Source organism: Nocardiopsis sp. B62 (genome assembly GCF_018070675.1).
In the GTDB taxonomy this organism is placed as follows: Bacteria; Actinomycetota; Actinomycetes; order Streptosporangiales; family Streptosporangiaceae; genus Nocardiopsis; species Nocardiopsis prasina.
Map to the genome: position 1 here is coordinate 229,948 of NZ_JAGPXK010000002.1, position 19,102 is coordinate 249,049.

Consider the following 19,102-nt stretch of genomic DNA (forward strand, 5'->3'; position numbering starts at 1 on the left):
CGGAAGGCAGGTCCCCGGGTGCGACGGGTACGAGGCGAGGCGTTCCTCGCGCTGGCCCTGCTCAACATATTCGTGCTGATCACCGGGTTGGTCGCCCTGGACGTGATCGAGGCACGACCGCTGTCGGCGGTGCCCAACCCCGTCACGCGCGCCGACGGCGTGGCGGCGGTTGCACCCGCGACCCCGACCCCGGCGGACCCGGTTCGGATCGCGGACATTCTTGATGATCCCATGTCATCGTCCGGGCTCGAGGAGGGCCTCTCCGGTTACGTCGTGGACGGCGTGACGGGAGAGACGCTCTTCGAACGCGACGCGGACACCCCGGTGACCCCGGCGTCGACGACGAAGATCGCCACGGCCGTCGCCGTCCTGGACACCGTCGGCCCCGACCACGTGCTGCGGACCGGGGCCCACCTCGACGCCGAGGAGAACCGGGTGGTGCTGCGTGGTGGGGGCGACGTGACACTGACCGCGACCGCCGACTCCGCAGCCTACCCGCAGGTAGCCACACTGGAGGAGCTGGCCGAGGACACCGCCGCCGCCCTCGCCGAGCGGGGCCTGGACACCGTGACCGTCGGCTACGACGACTCGCTCTTCACCGGACCGGACACCGCCCCCGGGTGGAAGCCCACCTACGTCACCGAGGGCAGCACGGCCACGATCCACGCGCTGATGGTCGACAGCGGGCGGGTGGACACCGACGTGCTCACCCGGTCCGCGAACCCGCCGCTGGCCGCCGCCGAGGCCTTCGCCGACCAGTTGGAGAAGGCCGGGCTGACCGTCGAGGGCTCGCCCGACGAGGCCGAAGCCTCCGGTGAACCGGTCGCCACCGTGGACTCCATGCCGATGAGCGCCCTGGTCGAGTTCATGATGCTCGCCAGCGACAACAACATGGCCGAGTCCCTGGGCCGGATCACCGCACTGGAGATGGGCGAGGAGCCCGACCACGCCGGAGCCGCGGTCGCCACGCACCGGGTCATGGACGGACTGGGCATCGAGGGGGTCCGGCTCTCCGACAACAGCGGTCTGAGCACCGAGAACCGCATCACGCCGCGCGCCCTGGTCCAGCTGGTCAAGGCCGCCGCCGACGAGCCGCGCCTCAACGCCACCATCACCGGTCTGCCCACCGCCCACTCCACGGGGACCCTGGCCGGGCGCTACTCGGAGAACTCCAGCTCCCACGCGGCCGCGGGCCTCGTCCGGGGCAAGACCGGAACCCTCGACGGCGTCAGCACGCTGGCGGGCACCATCCACGACCAGGAGGGCAACGTCTTCGTGTTCGCCCTGATGGCCAACAGGCCCGGAGCCTCCGGGCCCCAGCTGGACACGCTGGCGACGGCGCTCAGCCAGTGCGGGTGCGGTTGACGGGTCTTCTTGGGGCCTCCGCTTCGCTTTGGCCCGGGTTCGGCGCCTTTGCAGAGGAACCTTCGGCGTCTGCGGTGTGATGGCTCGTTCCTCGCGATCCCACCTCCACCACCTCCAGAACCCTCTACCCCCCTTGCGGCTGGGGCGTACGGGCGGGGTTCACGCCTGTGGCTCAGGGGCACGGTGGTCCGCCAGCCGTGGCCGGGGCGAGCGTTCGACTCCCCACCTGGGCGGGGAAGGGCCGGATCCATGGCCGAGGTGTACGGGTGGGGCTTTCGGGCCGTCTCAGGGGTATCCCGGGGTCTGCCCTGAAATCGCGCCCTGATCCCCGTGCTCACAGCCCTCGCGTGGGTAGGCTGACCGTGTGACTGTGATCGACTGGGACGTAGCCGTCAACACCGGTGTTCGCCTCGTGCGCCCTGGGCCGCAGGTGGACCTGTCCGACGCACGGCAGGCCGTGGTGCAGTTGCGCGAGCTGTCCACCGTGGCCGCCGGGCACGTGCGCGACTTCACCGGAATGAACCCCCTCGAACCCTCGGGGCCCGCGGTCATCGTCGACCGCCCGGGCTGGATTCGAGCCAACGTCGACGGGTTTCGGGTCGTACTCGAACCCGTACTCGAACAGATGGGAGCCGACCGGCTGAACAACAGCCCGGCCGGGAACCTGACCAGCGCGGTCGGTTCCCGGATCACCGGGGTGCAGCTCGGGGCGGTCCTGTCCTACCTGGCCGGGCGGGTCCTCGGCCAGTACGAACTCTTCCTGCCACCGGACCCCGACGGCCACTCGCCGACCGGGCGCCTGACCCTCGTGGCACCCAACATCGTCAACACCGAACGCGAGCTGGGCGTTGACCCGCGCGACTTCCGCCTGTGGGTCTGCCTGCACGAGGAGACCCACCGCATGCAGTTCACGGCCACGCCGTGGCTGCGCGGCCACGTCCAGGACCTCATGCGGGAACTCCTGCTGTCCACGGAGATGGACGCCTCCGACCTCATCGACCGCCTGCGACAGGCGGGTGAGGCCGTGGCGGACGCGGTGCGTGGTGGCGAGGGCAACCTCCTCACCGCTTTCCAGACCCCGGAGCAGAGTGCTCTGATGGACCGGGTCACCGCCGTCATGAGCCTGGCCGAGGGCCACGGCGACTACGTGATGGACGCCGTGGGGCCGGACGTCGTCCCCTCGGTGGCGACCATCCGGTCCCGCTTCCAGAAGCGGCGTGAGTCGCTCAACCCCCTCGACCGGATCATGCGCCAGCTGCTGGGCATGGACCTCAAGATGAAGCAGTACGAGGAGGGGGCGGCCTTCGTGCGGCAGGTCGTCGCGCAGGTCGGAATGGCCGACTTCAACCGGGTGTGGACCTCGCCGGAGACGCTGCCCACCCTGGAGGAGATCCGAGCCCCGTCGCAGTGGATCGAACGGGTCGTGCGCCCCGCCGCCATCACCGAGTGAGCGGGCCGCCCGCCGCCGTGGCCGCCGTCCGCTCGGCGGTCCGGCGGGCGCTGTCCGAGCTGCCCGAGGGGACCACCGTCCTCGTGGCGTGCAGCGGCGGCGCCGACTCCCTGGCCCTGGCCGGCGCACTGGCCTTCGAGGCGCCCCGGGCGGGTGTGCGGGCGGGCGGTGTCACCGTCGACCACGGCCTCCAGGAGGGCTCGGGGGAACGGGCCGAAACCGTGGCCAAGGTCCTGGACGGGCTCGGCCTCGACCCCGTGCGGGCGGTCCCCGTCCGGGTCGGCGGGTCCGGCGGCCCGGAGGCCGCGGCCCGGCGGGCCCGCTACGACGCCCTGGACGCGGTGGTCGACGAACTCCGTCCGGCGGTGGTCCTGCTCGGCCACACCCTTGACGACCAGGCGGAGACGGTCCTGCTCGGGCTGGCCCGTGGATCGGGGGCGCGGTCCCTGGCCGGGATGGCCCGGCGCACCGGCGCCTACCTGCGTCCCCTGCTGGACCTGGACCGCGCCACCGTCCGCGAGGCCTGCTCCCTGGAGGGGCTGAGCCCCTGGGAGGACCCGCACAACCACGACCCGCGCTTCGCCCGCTCCCGAGTGCGCCACGAGGCCCTGCCCGCCCTGGAGACAGCCCTGGGCCCGGGGGTGGCCTCCGCTCTGGCCAGGACCGCCGCCCTGCTGCGCTCGGACGCCGACACACTGGACGCGCTCGCCGGGGCCCTGCACGAACGGGCCCGGGAGGGCGGGGGGCCCGGGCTGGCGGTCGAACCGCTGGAGCGGGCCGAACCCTCACTGCGCACCCGCGTGCTGCGCCGTGCCGCCCTCGAATCGGGGTGCCCGGCGAGCGCGTTGAACGCACGTCACGTACGTGAGCTGGATCGCCTTGTCACCGAGTGGCGGGGGCAGGCCCACATCGACCTTCCAGGAGGGGTTCGCGGGCGTCGGACCGCTGGTCGGATCGTCTTCGGGCCCTGAGTCGGAGGCCGAACCCCGGGCCCCGGGCGGGCGGTCGGGCACCGTGGCCTCGTTCGGCACGTTTATCCTGGTTGCCGCAAACGGGGAACTCAGCAGCGAGGACGTGAGCGTGGACGCTAAGGACATGGGCGAGGACCTGGAGAAGGTCCTTGTCACCGAGGAAGAGATCAAGACGCGCCTGGCCGAGCTGGGGGCGCGGATCGACGCCGACTACGAGGGCAGGGACCTGCTGATCGTCGGCGTGCTCAAGGGCGCGGTCATGGTCATGGCCGACCTGGCGCGGGCGCTGCACAACCCCGTCTCCATGGACTGGATGGCGGTGTCCTCCTACGGGGCCGGGACCACCTCCTCGGGTGTCGTGCGCATCCTCAAGGACCTGGAGACCGACATCAAGGACCGCGACGTCCTGATCGTCGAGGACGTCATCGACTCCGGCCTGACCCTCTCCTGGCTGGTCGGCAACCTGAAGTCGCGCGGGCCCCGGTCCGTGGAGATCTGCACCATGGTCCGCAAGCCCCTGGCCTTCGACGTCGACCTCGACGTCAGGTACATCGGGTTCGACCTGCCCAACGAGTTCATCATCGGCTACGGGCTCGACTACGCCGAGAGGTACCGCAACCTGCCGTTCATCGGCACCCTCGCCCCGCACGTCTACGAGAAGTAGCGTTACCGCCGCCGCGCGGTGCCCGCGCGGCGGCGACCACGGGAACAACGGAGCGGGTCACGGTCGTTGCGTTCATGACGGCCCGCCACCGGTCCGAGCGGTGTGACCGCTCCGCGCGGCGAGGTGTACCGTCGAATATCCCGGCGTCATCGCAGGGAGCACGTGTCCGATAGGTCCTGCTTCGGAATCTCCTCTGGGGCGGGCGGCCTGGTCAGGAGGGACGGACCCGACAGGGTTCCGCTCACATGAATCTGAAGCGTTTTTTCCGCGGCCCTTGGATCTGGATCCTGGCTGTCGCCCTCATGCTCGTCATCGGCTTCCGCGTGTTCGACGTGGGCTCCGGTCCCCAGCCCGAGGAAGCCGACATCTCGACGGTCTACCAGCTCATCGAGCAGGACGAGGTGGACAACGCCGAGATCGTCGACCGCGACCAGCGCATCCGACTGACCACCGTCGATGAGGACATCCTCGAGGCCTACTGGGTGGAGGGGCAGGGCCTCCAGCTGGCCGACATGCTCCAGGAGTCCAGCGAGAACCCCGACGGGAACCTGAAGGCCTACGAGGTCTCGGTGGCGACCACACCGATCTGGACCACGGCCCTGTTCAGCCTCCTGCCGCTGATCATCATCATCGTCATCTTCTGGTTCATCTTCAGCCAGATGCAGGGCGGCGGCTCGCGGGTCATGCAGTTCGGCAAGTCCAAGGCCAAGCTCATCACCAAGGACACCCCGAAGAACACCTTCGAGGACGTGGCCGGTGCGGACGAGGCCATCGAGGAGCTCCACGAGATCAAGGAGTTCCTCCAGAACCCGGAGAAGTTCCAGTCGATGGGGGCGAAGATCCCCAAGGGCGTCCTGCTCATGGGCCCGCCCGGAACCGGCAAGACCCTGCTGGCCCGCGCCGTCGCCGGTGAGGCCGGGGTGCCGTTCTACTCCATCTCCGGTTCGGACTTCGTCGAGATGTTCGTCGGCGTGGGCGCCTCACGTGTGCGCGACCTGTTCGAGCAGGCCAAGGCCAACGCCCCCGCGATCATCTTCATCGACGAGATCGACGCCGTCGGCCGCCACCGCGGCGCCGGCATGGGCGGCGGGCACGACGAGCGCGAGCAGACCCTCAACCAGATGCTGGTCGAGATGGACGGCTTCGACGTCAAGGGCGGCGTCATCCTGATCGCCGCCACCAACCGCCCCGACATCCTCGACCCCGCGCTGCTGCGCCCGGGCCGCTTCGACCGCCAGGTCGTCGTGGACCGTCCCGACATGGACGGCCGCAAGGAGATCCTCGGCGTGCACGCCAAGGGCAAGCCCATGGCCGAGGACGTCGACTTCGCCGTCATCGCCCGACAGACCTCCGGGATGACCGGCGCCGACCTGGCCAACGTCATCAACGAGGGCGCCCTGCTGTCGGCCCGCGCGGACAGCAAGGTCATCACCCACGCCGTCCTCGAGGAGGCCATCGAGCGCGTGATGGCCGGTCCCGAGCGCAAGACCCGCGTGATGTCGGACCGCGAGAAGAAGGTCATCGCCTACCACGAGGGCGGTCACGCCCTGGTCGGTCACGCGCTGCCCAACGCCGACCCGGTCCACAAGATCACGATCCTGCCGCGCGGCCGCGCGCTCGGCTACACGATGTCTGTGCCGACCGAGGACAAGTTCCTCACCTCGCGCTCGCAGATGATGGACCAGCTCGCCATGATGCTCGGCGGCCGCGCCGCCGAGGAGCTCGTCTTCCACGAGCCCACCACGGGCGCGGGCAACGACATCGACAAGGCCACCAGCCTGGCCCGCAACATGGTCACCGAGTACGGCATGAGCGAGCGCCTGGGCGCCCGCAAGTTCGGCTCCGGCAACACCGAGCCGTTCCTGGGCCGGGAGATGTCCCACGCCCGCGAGTACTCCGAGGAGATCGCCTCCCTCATCGACGAGGAGGTGCGGCGCCTCATCGAGTCCGCGCACGACGAGGCCTACGAGGTCCTCGTCGAGTACCGCGACGTGCTCGACGAGCTGGTCCTGCAGCTCCTGGAGAAGGAGACGCTCACCAAGACCCAGGTGCTGGAGGTCTTCGAGCCGGTCCGCAAGCGGCCCACCCGCGGTTCCTACACCGGCTACGGCAAGCGCCAGCCCTCCAACCGGCCCCCGGTCCGCTCCAAGAAGGAGACGGCCGCGCTGAACGGTGCCGACGTCCAGGGTCCGTCCAGCAACGGTCAGCACCCGGAGTCGACCACCACCACCGAAGGAGACCAGGCGTGAGCTCGGACCTTCCCGCCAGACCCGTCGACCGCGAGCGCATCGAGCACGCGGTTCGGGAGATCCTCATCGCGATCGGGGAGGACCCCGACCGCGACGGTCTGACCAAGACCCCCGAGCGGGTCGCCCGGGCCTACGAGGAGCAGTTCTCCGGGCTCGGTCAGAAGCCCGGTGACGTCCTCACCACGGTCTTCGAGGCCGACCACGAGGAAATGGTCCTGGTCAAGGACATCGAGCTCTACTCGACCTGCGAGCACCACCTGGTGCCGTTCTTCGGGGTGGCGCACGTCGGCTACATCCCGGGACCGCACGGCCGGATCACCGGGCTGAGCAAGTTCGCCCGCCTCGTGGACGTCTACGCCCGCCGCCCGCAGGTGCAGGAGCGCCTCACCGGCCAGGTCGCGGACGCCATCATGGAGCACCTCGACCCGCGCGGGGTGATAGTGGTCGTCGAGGCCGAGCACCTGTGCATGACCATGCGCGGGGTGCGCAAGCCCGGGGCCAAGACGGTCACCTCCGCGGTGCGGGGCATCTTCCGCAGCAGCGACCGCACCCGCTCCGAGGTCATGAGCCTCATCCTCGACCAGCGCTGACCCCGCTTCGGGGCCGTGCCGGTCCGAACTCCGACACCACCGCCCGAGGGGCCGGGGGCCGTGTGCCCCCGGCCCCTCGGCGTACGCGTAGGGTGATGCGCATGGCGCCGAAACACACACTTCCGGGGCTGCCCGACCGAGGGCGGTGCCTGGTCATGGGGGTCGTGAACGTCACCCCCGACTCCTTTTCCGACGGCGGGTCCTGGTTCGACCCCGAGCGCGCGATCGAACACGGTCTGCGCCTCGTCGAGGAGGGCGCGGACATCGTCGACGTGGGTGGTGAGTCCACCCGCCCCGGTTCCCAACGGGTCTCGGCCCCCGAGGAGCTGCGCCGTGTCGAACCGGTGGTGCGCGAACTCGCCGCGCGCGGCGTCGCGGTCAGCGTGGACACGATGCGGTCCGAGGTCGCCGCGAGCGCGGTCGAGGCCGGCGCGGTGCTGGTCAACGACGTCAGCGGCGGCCTGGCCGACCCCGAGATGGGCCGACTCGTCGCTTCTTCCGGTGTGGCCTACGTGTTGATGCACTGGCGTGGGCATAGTCATGACATGCAGAGCCGTGCTGTGTACACGGATGTCGTCCAGGAGGTCCTCGATGAACTCCGCGACCGTATGGAGGCCATGATCAGCGCAGGTGTCGACCCCGGCCAGATCGTTCTGGACCCGGGCCTGGGATTCTCCAAGCGCCCCGAACAGGCGCACAACTGGGCGCTGCTCCGGCATCTCGACCGGTTCCACGAACTGGGCCGACCCGTCCTGGTGGCGGGATCACGCAAACGCTTCCTCAGCCGACTGCTCGGCGACGCCAAGGGCGAGGACCGCCCGTTCGTCGAGTGCGACGCCGCGACCGCGGCCGTGACCACCCTGTCCGCCGATCGCGGCGCCTGGGCGGTGCGGGTGCACGATGTTCGTCCGAACGCCGACGCGGTTCGCGTGGCGGCGGCCTGGGCCGACGGCGGGGCCAGCCTCGCCGAGGGCCGGGACCGGAACCTTGAGCGGGGTGACGTGTGAAGTCCCGCCAGGAGGTCATGGAGCGCGTCGCCGAGGCCAACGCGCAGTTCTACAGCGCCATCGAGAACGGTGACATCGACCTGATGCGCACCGTGTGGGCGGAGGAGCACGAGGCCCCCGACCTCGTCTGCGTCAACCCCGGCTGGCCGCTCCTGCGCGGCCGCACCGAGATCATGCGCGCCTGGTCGCTGATCATGGCCAACGTCACCTACATCCAGTACGTGCTCACCGAGACCCACATCGGGGTGGGTGGCGACATCGCCATGGTGACCTGTGAGGAGAACGTGCTGACGGCGGAGGACGGCAGCCCCGGGTTCGTGGCGGGCGGGCAGGTGGTCACCACCAACCTGTTCGTCGACACCGACCAGGGGTGGCGGCTGTGGTCGCACCACGCCTCCCCGGTGCTGATGGAGGACGACGACGAGACGGAGGCCGAGGACTGATGCGGGACCGCGTCGAGCTCCGCGGCCTGCGGGCCCGGGGCCACCACGGGGTGTTCGACTTCGAGCGCCGCGAGGGGCAGGACTTCTTCGTGGACGCCGTGCTGTACCTGGACACGACGACCGCCGCGAAGAGCGACGACGTCGCCGACACCGTCCACTACGGCGAGCTGGCCGACCGGCTGGTCGAGGTCGTGACCGGCGAGCCGGTGAACCTGATCGAGACCCTGGCCGAGCGCCTGGCCGAGGTGTGCCTGGCCGAGTCCCTGGTGCGAGGGGTGGAGCTGACGGTGCACAAGCCGTCGGCGCCCATCGAGCACGAGTTCGCGGACGTGGCGGTCACCGTCACCCGGGGTGAGCGGGGGCAGCGGTGAGCCCGGCGGTGGCGCGTGCCGTGCTCTCCCTGGGCTCCAACCTCGGGGACCGGATGGCCGCCCTCCAGGGGGCGGTGGACCTGCTGTCCGCCGGGGAGGGCGTCACCCCGGTGACGGTCTCTCCGGTCTACGAGACCGCCCCGGTGGGCGGGCCGGACCAGGGCGCGTTCCTCAACGCGGTCCTGGTCGTGGACACCGTCGGTGCTCCGAAGGAGCTGCTGGAGCTGGCACGGTCCGCCGAGCGCGCCTTCGAGCGGGTCCGCGAGGTCCGGTGGGGGCCGCGCACCCTGGACGTGGACGTGATCACCTTCGGCGACACGACCGACGACGATCCGGAGCTGACCCTGCCGCATCCGCGCGCGCACCTGCGCGCGTTCGTGCTGCGTCCCTGGCTGGACACGGACCCCGGAGCGGTCCTGCCCGGCCGGGCGCCGGTCGCCGCCCTGCTGGCCGGTGTTGAGGAGGCGGACACCGGGGGCGAGCAGGAGCTGACCCTCCGGGAGGACCTGGAGCTCACGCTGCCGGAGGAGGACGCACGTGTCGGGTGAGGGCGGGGGCACGCTCACCCCGACCGGGTGGCGCGTCCCGACCCTGCTGGCGCTCCTCGGGGCGCTGCTGGGGCTGTTGGTCGCCAACACGGTGAGCGGCCTGCCGCTGATGCCGTGGTCGGCGATCCCGACCCTGCTCCTGCTGGCCCTCGCGGAGGGGTTCACCGCCGGGCGCACCGCGCGCCGTGTCCGCCGGGCGCCCGGGACGGAGCCGATGGAGCCGCTCAGCGCGGCCCGCCTGCTGGCCCTGGCCAAGGCGAGCGCGCTGTTCGCCTCGCTGGCCGCGGGGTACTTCGCGGGGACCGCGCTGGCCGTCTCCGACCGGCTGGAGCTGCCCAGCCACCGTGAGGTGTTCGCGACCGCGCTGGGCACGGCGCTCGCCGCCGGTCTGCTGCTGGCCGCCGCCCTCTACCTCGAGCACGCCTGCCGGGTGCCCGACGACGAGGACGAGGACCGCGACGACACACCGGGGCTCGCCTAGGAGCGAGCTGAGGGGTGGGGCCCGCCCGGGACGGGGGCGGAACGCGGATGACTCCGGGTTCCGGCCGAGCCGTTTCGGGCGGGGCTTGCCCGCTGATGGTTGACTGAGCCCGTGGACACCAGTGAACCGACATCACCGGCGCCGGAGGGCTCCGACCCGCCGCCGCGCCCCGTGGACGCCGCCTTCGCCGCACCCGGGGACACCGCATGGACCCGGGTTCCGGTCGCACTCGCCTGGTACCGCCGTCTGGTGACGGGCGCGGGCTGCCTGGTCGTCGGGGCGGCCGGGGCCCTGTTCCTGTTCCTGTCGGGTCGGCCGGGAACGGCCGTGGCCTGGGTGGTGGCGGTCCTGGTGGCCGCCGTCGTTCTGTGGCTCCTGGCCGGGCGCTTCCAGCGCTCCTGGGGATACGCCGAGGAGTCCGCCGAGCTGTACCTCACCTACGGGGTGCTGGTGCGGCAGCTGGTGGTCATCCCCTACGGCCGGATGCAGGTCGTGGACGTCACCGCTGATCTGCTCGAACAGGCGCTGGGGATCGCGACAGTGCGCGTGCGCACCGCCGCGAGCACGGCGGACACGCGGGTGGTGGGGCTTCCACTGGCCGACGCCGTCCAGCTGCGCGACCGGCTCGCGGCGCGCAGCGAGACCTTCTCTACGGGGTTGTAAGTGCACGGACCGCCGCAGCGGGGACCATGGCCGCAGGGACCGCACCGCCCGGGGCCTCCGCCGCCCGCCTGGGGGCCGTCGATGCTGCCGCCGGGTGGCGCCTGGGGCGCCCCGCCGCCCCCGCCGCCCCGGCGGCCGGACCCGGCGGCCGACGTCACCACGGGGATCTTCCGCTCACACTGGCTGATCATCCCGCTCCAGGTCCTCGGGGTCACCCTCGTCTTCGCGGCGCTGGTCGGGCCGATCCTGAGCCAGTTCGGCCTGGCCTGGGTGTTCGTGCTGGCGTTCGCGGTGGTGTTCGGCTCCCTCGCCTACGCGCTGCCCGCGTGGTGGTACGGCTCGTTCGGGCTGCGCGAGGACCATCTGGTGGTGCACAGCGGGCTGTTCCTGCGCAGTTCGCGGGAGATCCCGCTGAGCCGCCTCCAGGCGGTGGACGTGGTGCGCCCGCTGCTGATGCAGGTGTTCGGGCTGGCGGAGCTGCGGGTCGAGCTGGCCGGGGGCGACGGGAGCGCCATCCGGCTGCGCTGCCTGCGGTGGAGGGTGGCCGAACGGCTCCGGGCGGCGGTGCTGGCGCACGCCGCCGGTCTGCCGGGGCGGGCGCCCGAGGCACCCGAGTGGCCCTTCTACCGGCTCCCCTTCCTGCTGCTCCTGGGCGCCCTGACGTTCCGCGTGCCGGTGCTGCTGTCGTTCGTCCTGCTGCTCCTGCTCCTCACCGCGTTCGTGGTCTTCCTCGAACCGGGTGCGCTGGCCGGGGCGGTCCCGCTCGTCCTCGGGCTGCTGCGCTACTACTGGGGGCCGCTGGCGCGCTACACGGACTTCTACGCCTCCTCGTCCTCGGACGGGCTGCGGCTGCGCTACGGGATGTTCCAGCGGCGCATGCAGACGGTCCCGCCCGGCCGGGTGCAGGCGGTTCGCGTCGTGGAGCCGCTGTTGTGGCGGGCCCTGGGTGTGGCGAGGGTCGAGGCGACGATGGCGGGATACGCGGGCGCGCGCCAGGCCGACTCGACGGCGCTGTTGCCGGTGGCGCCGCGTGGGAGGGCCTTCGCCCTGGTGAACGAGGTGTTCCCGGAGAGCGAGGCGGCCCTGGTGCCGTTGGTGGACAACCGCGGCCCGCTGCCGCACGCGGTGGGGGTGGACGAACGGTTGTTCGTCAGTGTGCGCGGGATCCTGTGCCGGGTGACGGAGATCGTGCCGGTGGAGCGGATGCAGGCGCTGCGGCTGTCGGCGGGCCCGGTCGCGCAGCTGAGGGGCAGGGTGACCGTCGACGTGGACACCCCTCCGGGGCCCGTCTCGGCGCGTGCGACCGACCGTAACGCGAGTGAGGGACGCCGTTTCCTGGACGCTCTGGTGGAGCACGGAAGGCGGGCGAGGGTGCCCTCCGCGGGAACGGAACGGTGGGCGACCCGGGCGACCATGCACGGAGAGTCGTTGAACAGCCGGGACGAGGGTGAGAAAACGGAGGGTTCGAGCGGTGACACCCCCGAGACGTAACTGTGTCGTGTGTCACATTGTGGGGCCTCGGGGGTTCCGATTCGGCGTTTCATGTCCGACATGTCTTCTCACTCGTGGTGATACCTCCAGGTCAGGACTGGAAAACTCTTTCGTGTTTCGGCCACGGACGGCGATGGCCTATGGCTAAATAGTGGTGAACACGTTGAGTGTTCACTGTCATACACATCGTCAACGTTATCGACCGGTTGGCGCCCCCGCTGACCGGCTGACGGGAGAAAACACATGCTGAAGAAGGCTTTCGCCGCCACGGCCATCGCCGCTGCCGCCGGCAGCGTCCTGTTCGCCGGCACTCCTGCCATGGCCAACAGCAACGTCTTCACCTCCGGCAACGGCGGCATCCTGAGCGGCAACCAGGCCGTTGTGGACGTCGACGCGCCGATCAACGTCTGCGGCAACGCGATCTCCATCCTGGGTGTCTCCGGCGCGAGCTGCACCGACTCCGGCGCCAGCGTCAAGAACTGGTAGTAGGACTGACTTCCCGGCCCGCCCGGGCGGGGGTGTCCGGCCGGAGACGTCCCGGCTGATCCGACCCGGTCCAGGGCCAGCGAGCTTTCCGCGCAGGGGCGCCACTCCGTGACGACGGTGTGGCGCCCTTTCGCGTGTCCGGATGCGGACCGCCTCCGGGGAATCGGTGTCCGGCGGTGGTTGCCCATCCGGAACCGTGATTGGTGCCTGGCTGGAACCCCGTGGCCCGGTCACGCTGCGCGCACGCGGCGGGGGTCGAAGTCCCCGCCTTTGTCCCGATCGGCACCGGGACGTTCGGGTACCCAGTGTGAGCAAAGGCCAATGTTCTGTGATCAATGCAGTTCAGGGCATGTTCATGGGGGTCGTGCGTCGATAGTTTCGTCTCGACGCCCCCGGGCGCCACGAAGGGTCACTGCGAGTTCGGTCGGTCCCCCCGTCCGGACACTGAAGGAGACAAGTAGTGCTGAAGAAGACGCTCGCCACCGGTGCCGTGCTCCTCGCCTCCGCCGGAGTCCTCCTTTCCGCCGCCCCCGCCGCGGCGCACGCGGGCCACTGGACCCCGCACCACACCCACGCCAGTGGGAACTTCACCCACATCAAGGACCTGGAGGCCGAGAACGAGGGCTGCGGCAACTCGAACGCCGTCCTCGGCCAGTCGCTGGGCTCCTGCTTCAACTCCGGGGTCATCATCCAGAACTGACGACGAGGGGCGGGTGCCCTCACCCGCCCCTCTCCGTGTCACCCGGCCGCCCCGTCCCCTTCCGCGGGGGCGGGGCGGCTGGTCAGCGGTACGGGCGGGCTATCGTGTGCTCAGAGCACGGTGCGAGGTGAAGCGGACGCACCGGACCACGAGGGGACACGATTCATGGAGACGACCGAAGGGCGTCCCGCCCGCCTGCGAGTCGGCGTCATCGGGGCGGGCCGGGTCGGCTCCGTCCTGGGCGTCGCCCTGTCACGGGCCGGGCACCGGGTCGTGGCCGCCTCTGCGGTCTCCGACGCCTCGCGGACCAGGATCGAGGAGCGGCTCCCCGGCGCCCGCGTCCTCGAACCCGCCCGGGTGGCGGAGGCCAGCGACCTCGTCCTGCTGACCGTCCCCGACGACGCCCTCCCCGACCTCGTCGAGGGCCTGGCCGCGACCGGCACCGACCTGCGCGGCAAGATCCTCGTCCACGCGAGCGGCGCCCACGGCTACGGGATCCTGGCCCCCGCTACCGTCGCGGGCGCGCTTCCCCTGGCCCTGCACCCGGCCATGACCTTCACCGGCCGCGACGAGGACGTCGAACGGCTCGCCAACTGCGCCTTCGGCGTGACCGCGCCCGAGCAGCTCCGCCCCATCGCCGAGGCCCTCGTGGTCGAGATGGGCGCCGAACCGGTGTGGGTCGCCGAGGACAAGCGCACCCTCTACCACGCGGCCCTCGCGGGCGGGGCGAACCACCTGGTCACCCTCGTCGCCGACAGCGCCTCCCTGCTCACGGCCGCCGGGGTGTCCGAACCCGCGCGCATGCTCGCCCCCATGCTCAGCGCGGCCCTGGACAACGCCCTGCGACTGGGCATCCACGGCCTGAGCGGGCCGGTCCTGCGCGGCGACGCCGGGACGGTGGCAGGACACGTCGAGCAGCTTCGGGAACACGCGCCCGAGAGCGTGGCCAGCTACGTCGAGCTGGCCCGGCTCACCGCGGACCGCGCCATCAACGCCGGGATGCTCAAACCCGAGGACGCCGCCCGTCTGCTGGACGTCCTGCGTCGCTGACCCCACGGCGCCTCGGAGACCGATCCCGACCCCGGGGCACCGCCCTCCGACCGCGAGGGCGCGCCCGCCCACGGCGGAGCGCCACCGCGAACACGACGTCCACCGGCACACGCACGGGTACCGGGCCACGACCCGGACTCGACGCGGACCCGGCAGACCACCAAGGAGAACCATGACCGATCCCGCCAGGCGCGACGGCGCCGACGGTCCGCTCGTCGTCCGCACCCCCGAGGAACTGCGCCGCGCCCTGGCCGACGCGGGCCGCGTGGGACTGGTCCCCACCATGGGAGCCCTCCACGGCGGCCACCGCAGCCTCATGCGGCTGGCCCGCGAACGGGCCGACACCGTCGTGGTCAGCGTCTTCGTCAACCCGCTCCAGTTCGGCCCGGAAGAGGACCTGGACCAGTACCCGCGCGACCTGCCCGGCGACACCCGGCTGTGCGGCGAGGAGGGCGTGGACGTGGTCTTCGCCCCTGAGACCGCCACCATGTACCCGCGCCCGCAGATGGTCACCGTCGACGCCGGCGCCATGGGCGAACGCCTTGAGGGCGCCTCGCGCCCCGGCCACTTCACCGGAGTCCTCACCGTGGTCACCAAGCTGTTCCAGCTGGTCCGCCCGGACCTGGCCGTCTTCGGGGCCAAGGACGCCCAGCAGATCGCCCTGGTCCGCCGCATGGTCGACGACCTCGACCTCCCGGTGGAGATCGTCGGCGCCCCCACCCTCCGCGAGCCCGACGGCCTGGCCTCCTCCAGCCGCAACGTCTACCTCTCCGAGGCGGACCGCGCGAGCGCCCTCTTCCTGTCCCGGGCCCTGCGCGCGGGCGCCGACGCCGCGACCGGAGGCACCGTGGCCGTCCGCGAGGCGGCCCGCGCCGTCCTGGACGAGGCCGCCCGGGCCACCCCGCCGGTCGAACTCGACTACCTCGCCCTGGTCGACCCGGCCACCTTCGCCGACGCGGCCGACGACCACCGGGGCGACGCCGTCCTGGCCGTGGCCGCCCGGGTGGGCCGCACCCGGCTCATCGACAACGTGACCGTGCCCCTCCGGACGTGACCGTCACCCCCCAGCCGCCATCCGCCACAGCCCCCAAAAGAGATCCAAGATGACACCTGCCAGACAGACCCGGATCGAGGCCCCGGAGCCGGGTTGGACCGTCCACGCCGACGTCGCCGTCGTCGGCTCGGGCATCGCGGGCCTGAGTACCGCCCTGCGCTACGTCCGCCGCACCGGGACGGGCCGGGTCGTCCTGGTCACCAAGGACCGGCTCTCGACGGGCTCCACCGCCTACGCCCAGGGCGGTATCGCCGCGGCCATGGCCCCCGAGGACGGGCCGGTCGCCCACATGGTCGACACCCTCCTGGCCGGAGCGGGAATGTGCGACCCCCACGCGGTGCACGTCCTGGCCACCGAGGGCCCCGACGCGCTGCGCTGGCTCATCTCCCTCGGCGCCGAGTTCGACCGGGACGACGACGGGGAGCTGTCCCTGACCCGGGAGGGCGGGCACCGTGCCGACCGGGTCGCCCATGCGGGCGGCGACGCCACCGGTGCCGAGATTCAGCGGGCCCTGGTCCAGGCGGTCCTGTCCGAGGAGCGCATCGAGGTCGTCGAACACGCCGTGGCCCTGGACGCCCTGCGCGACCCGGACGGCGGGGCGGTGCTCGGCGCCACCCTGCACGTCATGGGGGAGGGGGAGCGCGACGGCGTCGGTGCCGTCCTGGCCCCCGCCCTGGTGCTGGCCACCGGGGGGATGGGGCAGATCTTCGCCGCCACCACCAACCCGACCGTGTCCACCGGCGACGGCCTCGCGCTCGCCGCCCGGGCCGGGGCCCGCCTGCGCGACCTGGAGTTCATCCAGTTTCATCCGACCGTGCTCTGGCTCGGCCCGGACGCGCGCGGCCGCCAACCCCTGGTCTCGGAGGCACTGCGCGGCGAGGGCGCCTACCTCGTCGACGCCGAGGGCCGCCGGATCATGGAGGGGGTGCACGAGCTCGGCGACCTCGCCCCCCGCGACGTCGTGGCCCGCACCATCGCCCGGACCATGGCCGAACAGGACACCGACCACGTGTTCCTGGAGACCCGGCACTTCGGCCGTGCCACCTGGGAGCGCCGCTTCCCGACCATCCTGGCCTCCTGCCGCTCCCACGGCATCGACCCGCTGACCCAGGTGATCCCGGTGGCCCCGGCGGCGCACTACGCGTCCGGCGGGGTGGAGGTCGACATCGACGGCCGCACCGGGGTCCCCGGCCTGTGGGCGGTGGGCGAGGTGGCCCGCACCGGCGTGCACGGGGCCAACCGACTGGCCTCCAACTCCCTCCTGGAGGGACTGGTCTACGCCGACCGGATCGCCGACCGCCTGGCCCGGAACCCGGAACGGGAACCGAGCACCGCGCGGACCACCGGGACCACCGCACCGCTGGTCGACCCGGCCACCTCCGCCACGGTCCGCGCCCTGATGTCCCGCGACGCCGGGGTCCTGCGTACCGGTGAGGGGCTGGCCGCGCTGGTCGACCGGCTCGGCTCCCTGGCGACTCCCGCCGCGCACGTCGCACCCGGCGTCGCCGCCTGGGAGGCCACCAACCTGCTCACGGTGGCGCGCCTCGTGGCCGCCGCCGCGCTCCACCGGACCGAGAGCCGGGGCGCGCACCAGCGCGCCGACACACCCGAACCCCGACCCGAGCTGCGCGTGCGGCCCGTGGTCGTCCGACTGGAAGGGGACACGATCGTGACCACCGACGAGATCCGGGAGGCGTCGCTGCCGCCCGCCCTCGTGGCCGAACTCGACGCCATCGCCCTCCCCCTGGCCCAGCCCGGCCCCGCGCCCGAGGCGCGCGCCGAGTTCACGCTTCCGTGGACCGCCCCCCACCAGTCCCACGTGGACACCGTCCGCCGCGCCCTCGCCGAGGACCTCACCGCGGGTCCGCGGATCGACGTCACCACGGTGGCCACCATCCCCGCCGACCAGGTCCGCACCGCCCACGTGGTCGCCAGGGCCGACGGCACCGTCAGCGGTCTGCCCCTCGCCGAACTCGTCTTCTGGACGGTGGCCGAGGGCGCCGTCGAGGTCTCCCGGGCGGTGCGGGACGGCGATCCCGTCAAGCGCGGCGACGTCCTCATGACGGTCACCGCCCGCACCCGCGACCTGCTCACGGCCGAGCGCACGGCGCTCAACCTGCTCACCCACATGTCCGGGATCGCCACGGCCACCCGCACCTGGGTGGACGCCGTGGCCGGTACCGGAGCGCGGATCCGGGACAGCCGCAAGACCACCCCGGGGCTGCGCGCCCTCGACAAGTACGCGGTCCGCTGCGGCGGCGGGGTCAACCACCGGTACTGCCTGAGCGACGCCGGGCTGCTCAAGGACAACCACGTGGTCGCCGCCGGGGGAGTGGCCGAGGCGGTCCGCGCCATCCGCGCGCGCTTCCCGGACCTGCCCCTGGAGGTGGAGGTGGACCGGATCGACCAGATCGAGGACGCGCTGTCCGCCGGGGCCGAGGAGATCCTGCTGGACAACTTCTCCGTGGAGCGGCTGACCGAGGCCGTGGCCCTCGTGGACGGCCGCGCCCGTCTGGAGTCCAGCGGCGGACTCACCCTGGACGTGGCCGCCGAGGTCGCCCGCACCGGGGTCGACTACCTGGCGGTCGGGGCGCTCACCCACTCCAGCCCGGCACTGGATATCGCGCTCGACCTGTTGTGAGGGGGCCACTTGGTGGAAGATTCCTTGGGTACACACCAATTCGACCAGTGAGGCCCCCAGAATGCTGCTCGCGATCGACGTCGGCAACTCCGAGACGGTCTTCGGTCTCTTCGACTCCGACGACCTTCTCGAACACTGGAGAGTGGGAACCGACACCAGACGCACCGCCGACGAGTGGGCGGTGGTCCTGCGCGGGCTCATCGACGGCAGCTCCCTGAACGACCAGAGCGAGATCGAGGGCATCGCGATGTGCTGCTCGGTCCCCTCGGTCCAGCACGAGATGCGGGACATGTTCCGCCGCCACTTCGGCGACCGGCCCGCGGTGATCGTCGAGCCGGGGGTGAAGACGGGCGTGCCCATCCGCATGGACAACCCCAAGGAGGTGGGCAGCGACCGGATCATCAACGCGCTGGCCGCCAGCCACCTCTACGGGGGGCCCAGCGTGGTGGTGGACTTCGGGACCGCGACCACCTTCGACGCGGTGAGCGCCAAGGGCGAGTACGTGGGTGGCGCCATCGCGCCGGGCATCGACATCTCGGTGGACGCCCTCTCCCGGCGCGGGGCGCAGCTCCACATGGTCGAGATCGTGAGGCCGCGCTCCGCCATCGCCAAGAACACCACGGAGGCGCTGCGCTCGGGGATCGTCTTCGGGTTCGCCGGGCAGGTCGACGGCATCGTGGACCGCATGGTCGCGGAGCTGACGGACAACCCGGACGACGTGACGGTGGTCGCCACCGGCGGCCTGGCCGGAACGGTGGTCGGCGAGTGCGAGACCGTCGACGTCCACGAACCCTGGCTCACCCTCACCGGGCTGCGCCTGGTCTTCGAGCGCAACACCGGCTGACCCCGGGTGGGCGGCCCCGCGCCCACCCGCCCGT

General features: G+C 71.9%; 19 protein-coding genes. All 19 read left to right on the forward strand.

The window, feature by feature from the left end; all coding sequences use genetic code 11:
* The first annotated feature begins 18 nt into the window (after positions 1 to 18).
* The 19 genes from dacB to KBX21_RS03215 all read left to right on the forward strand — a co-directional run bounded on the left by dacB (position 19) and on the right by KBX21_RS03215 (position 19,068).
* Positions 19 to 1,365 (forward strand): D-alanyl-D-alanine carboxypeptidase/D-alanyl-D-alanine-endopeptidase, encoded by a 1,347-nt coding sequence (dacB, locus tag KBX21_RS03125; protein WP_307869140.1) that lies wholly within the window; start codon positions 19 to 21, stop codon positions 1,363 to 1,365.
* 370 nt (positions 1,366 to 1,735) lie between these two features.
* Positions 1,736 to 2,815, forward strand: coding sequence for a zinc-dependent metalloprotease (locus tag KBX21_RS03130; protein WP_049570873.1), 1,080 nt, complete (start codon positions 1,736 to 1,738; stop codon positions 2,813 to 2,815).
* Complete coding sequence (gene tilS, locus KBX21_RS03135) at positions 2,812 to 3,786, forward strand: tRNA lysidine(34) synthetase TilS (protein WP_210840951.1); 975 nt, start codon at positions 2,812 to 2,814, stop codon at positions 3,784 to 3,786. The genes KBX21_RS03130 and tilS overlap by 4 nt, the downstream gene beginning before the upstream one ends.
* Positions 3,787 to 3,895: 109 nt before the next feature.
* A complete protein-coding gene (gene hpt, locus KBX21_RS03140; protein WP_199560655.1) occupies positions 3,896 to 4,450 on the forward strand; it encodes a hypoxanthine phosphoribosyltransferase in 555 nt (184 codons plus the stop codon).
* A gap of 245 nt (positions 4,451 to 4,695) precedes the next feature.
* Entirely contained in the window at positions 4,696 to 6,699 is a 2,004-nt protein-coding gene (gene ftsH / locus KBX21_RS03145; RefSeq protein ID WP_049570865.1) for an ATP-dependent zinc metalloprotease FtsH, read from the forward strand.
* On the forward strand, positions 6,696 to 7,289 hold the full coding sequence (folE, locus tag KBX21_RS03150) for a GTP cyclohydrolase I FolE (RefSeq protein WP_017542899.1): 594 nt from the start codon (positions 6,696 to 6,698) through the stop codon (positions 7,287 to 7,289). The genes ftsH and folE overlap by 4 nt, the downstream gene beginning before the upstream one ends.
* A 101-nt stretch (positions 7,290 to 7,390) precedes the next feature.
* Entirely contained in the window at positions 7,391 to 8,296 is a 906-nt protein-coding gene (gene folP / locus KBX21_RS03155; protein WP_234003898.1) for a dihydropteroate synthase, read from the forward strand.
* A complete protein-coding gene (locus KBX21_RS03160) occupies positions 8,293 to 8,739 on the forward strand; it encodes a nuclear transport factor 2 family protein (RefSeq protein ID WP_049570858.1) in 447 nt (148 codons plus the stop codon). Before folP ends, KBX21_RS03160 begins: the two co-directional genes overlap by 4 nt.
* Positions 8,739 to 9,110, forward strand: coding sequence for a dihydroneopterin aldolase (folB, locus tag KBX21_RS03165; protein ID WP_049570856.1), 372 nt, complete (start codon positions 8,739 to 8,741; stop codon positions 9,108 to 9,110). The genes KBX21_RS03160 and folB overlap by 1 nt, the downstream gene beginning before the upstream one ends.
* An 8-nt stretch (positions 9,111 to 9,118) precedes the next feature.
* A complete protein-coding gene (gene folK, locus KBX21_RS03170; RefSeq protein WP_210841027.1) occupies positions 9,119 to 9,658 on the forward strand; it encodes a 2-amino-4-hydroxy-6-hydroxymethyldihydropteridine diphosphokinase in 540 nt (179 codons plus the stop codon).
* Positions 9,648 to 10,139, forward strand: a complete 492-nt coding sequence (locus KBX21_RS03175; RefSeq protein WP_049570854.1) for a DUF3180 domain-containing protein — start codon at positions 9,648 to 9,650, stop codon at positions 10,137 to 10,139. Before folK ends, KBX21_RS03175 begins: the two co-directional genes overlap by 11 nt.
* 171 nt (positions 10,140 to 10,310) lie before the next feature.
* Positions 10,311 to 10,802 (forward strand): PH domain-containing protein, encoded by a 492-nt coding sequence (locus KBX21_RS03180; RefSeq protein WP_210841028.1) that lies wholly within the window; start codon positions 10,311 to 10,313, stop codon positions 10,800 to 10,802.
* An 81-nt stretch (positions 10,803 to 10,883) separates the two neighbouring features.
* Positions 10,884 to 12,293 carry a PH domain-containing protein gene (locus KBX21_RS03185; RefSeq protein ID WP_210840952.1) on the forward strand — a complete coding sequence of 470 codons (1,410 nt, stop codon included), beginning with the start codon at positions 10,884 to 10,886 and terminating at the stop codon, positions 12,291 to 12,293.
* A 243-nt stretch (positions 12,294 to 12,536) separates the two neighbouring features.
* On the forward strand, positions 12,537 to 12,779 hold the full coding sequence (locus tag KBX21_RS03190) for a chaplin family protein (protein ID WP_049570847.1): 243 nt from the start codon (positions 12,537 to 12,539) through the stop codon (positions 12,777 to 12,779).
* Positions 12,780 to 13,239: 460 nt separating this feature from the next.
* The gene (locus KBX21_RS03195) at positions 13,240 to 13,479 is read left to right on the forward strand and encodes a hypothetical protein (RefSeq protein ID WP_049570840.1); all 240 of its coding nucleotides are present in this window, start codon (positions 13,240 to 13,242) and stop codon (positions 13,477 to 13,479) included.
* A 165-nt stretch (positions 13,480 to 13,644) separates the two neighbouring features.
* Complete coding sequence (locus tag KBX21_RS03200; protein ID WP_049570838.1) at positions 13,645 to 14,529, forward strand: Rossmann-like and DUF2520 domain-containing protein; 885 nt, start codon at positions 13,645 to 13,647, stop codon at positions 14,527 to 14,529.
* Positions 14,530 to 14,701: 172 nt separating this feature from the next.
* Positions 14,702 to 15,583 (forward strand): pantoate--beta-alanine ligase, encoded by an 882-nt coding sequence (gene panC / locus KBX21_RS03205; RefSeq protein ID WP_210840953.1) that lies wholly within the window; start codon positions 14,702 to 14,704, stop codon positions 15,581 to 15,583.
* Between the two features lie 49 nt (positions 15,584 to 15,632).
* A complete protein-coding gene (locus KBX21_RS03210) occupies positions 15,633 to 18,224 on the forward strand; it encodes an L-aspartate oxidase (protein ID WP_210840954.1) in 2,592 nt (863 codons plus the stop codon).
* 61 nt (positions 18,225 to 18,285) lie between these two features.
* Entirely contained in the window at positions 18,286 to 19,068 is a 783-nt protein-coding gene (locus KBX21_RS03215; RefSeq protein ID WP_049570830.1) for a type III pantothenate kinase, read from the forward strand.
* Positions 19,069 to 19,102 lie beyond the last annotated feature (34 nt).

Bases quoted from the DNA above. Each gene is read 5' to 3' on its own strand.
- ftsH (WP_049570865.1), top strand. From the start codon at position 4,696: ATGAATCTGAAGCGTTTTTTCCGCGGCCCTTGGATCTGGATCCTGGCT.
- folP (WP_234003898.1), top strand. From the start codon at position 7,391: ATGGCGCCGAAACACACACTTCCGGGGCTGCCCGACCGAGGGCGGTGC.
- folB (WP_049570856.1), top strand. From the start codon at position 8,739: ATGCGGGACCGCGTCGAGCTCCGCGGCCTGCGGGCCCGGGGCCACCAC.
- KBX21_RS03185 (WP_210840952.1), top strand. From the start codon at position 10,884: ATGCTGCCGCCGGGTGGCGCCTGGGGCGCCCCGCCGCCCCCGCCGCCC.
- KBX21_RS03190 (WP_049570847.1), top strand. From the start codon at position 12,537: ATGCTGAAGAAGGCTTTCGCCGCCACGGCCATCGCCGCTGCCGCCGGC.
- KBX21_RS03200 (WP_049570838.1), top strand. From the start codon at position 13,645: ATGGAGACGACCGAAGGGCGTCCCGCCCGCCTGCGAGTCGGCGTCATC.
- panC (WP_210840953.1), top strand. From the start codon at position 14,702: ATGACCGATCCCGCCAGGCGCGACGGCGCCGACGGTCCGCTCGTCGTC.
- KBX21_RS03210 (WP_210840954.1), top strand. From the start codon at position 15,633: ATGACACCTGCCAGACAGACCCGGATCGAGGCCCCGGAGCCGGGTTGG.
- KBX21_RS03215 (WP_049570830.1), top strand. From the start codon at position 18,286: ATGCTGCTCGCGATCGACGTCGGCAACTCCGAGACGGTCTTCGGTCTC.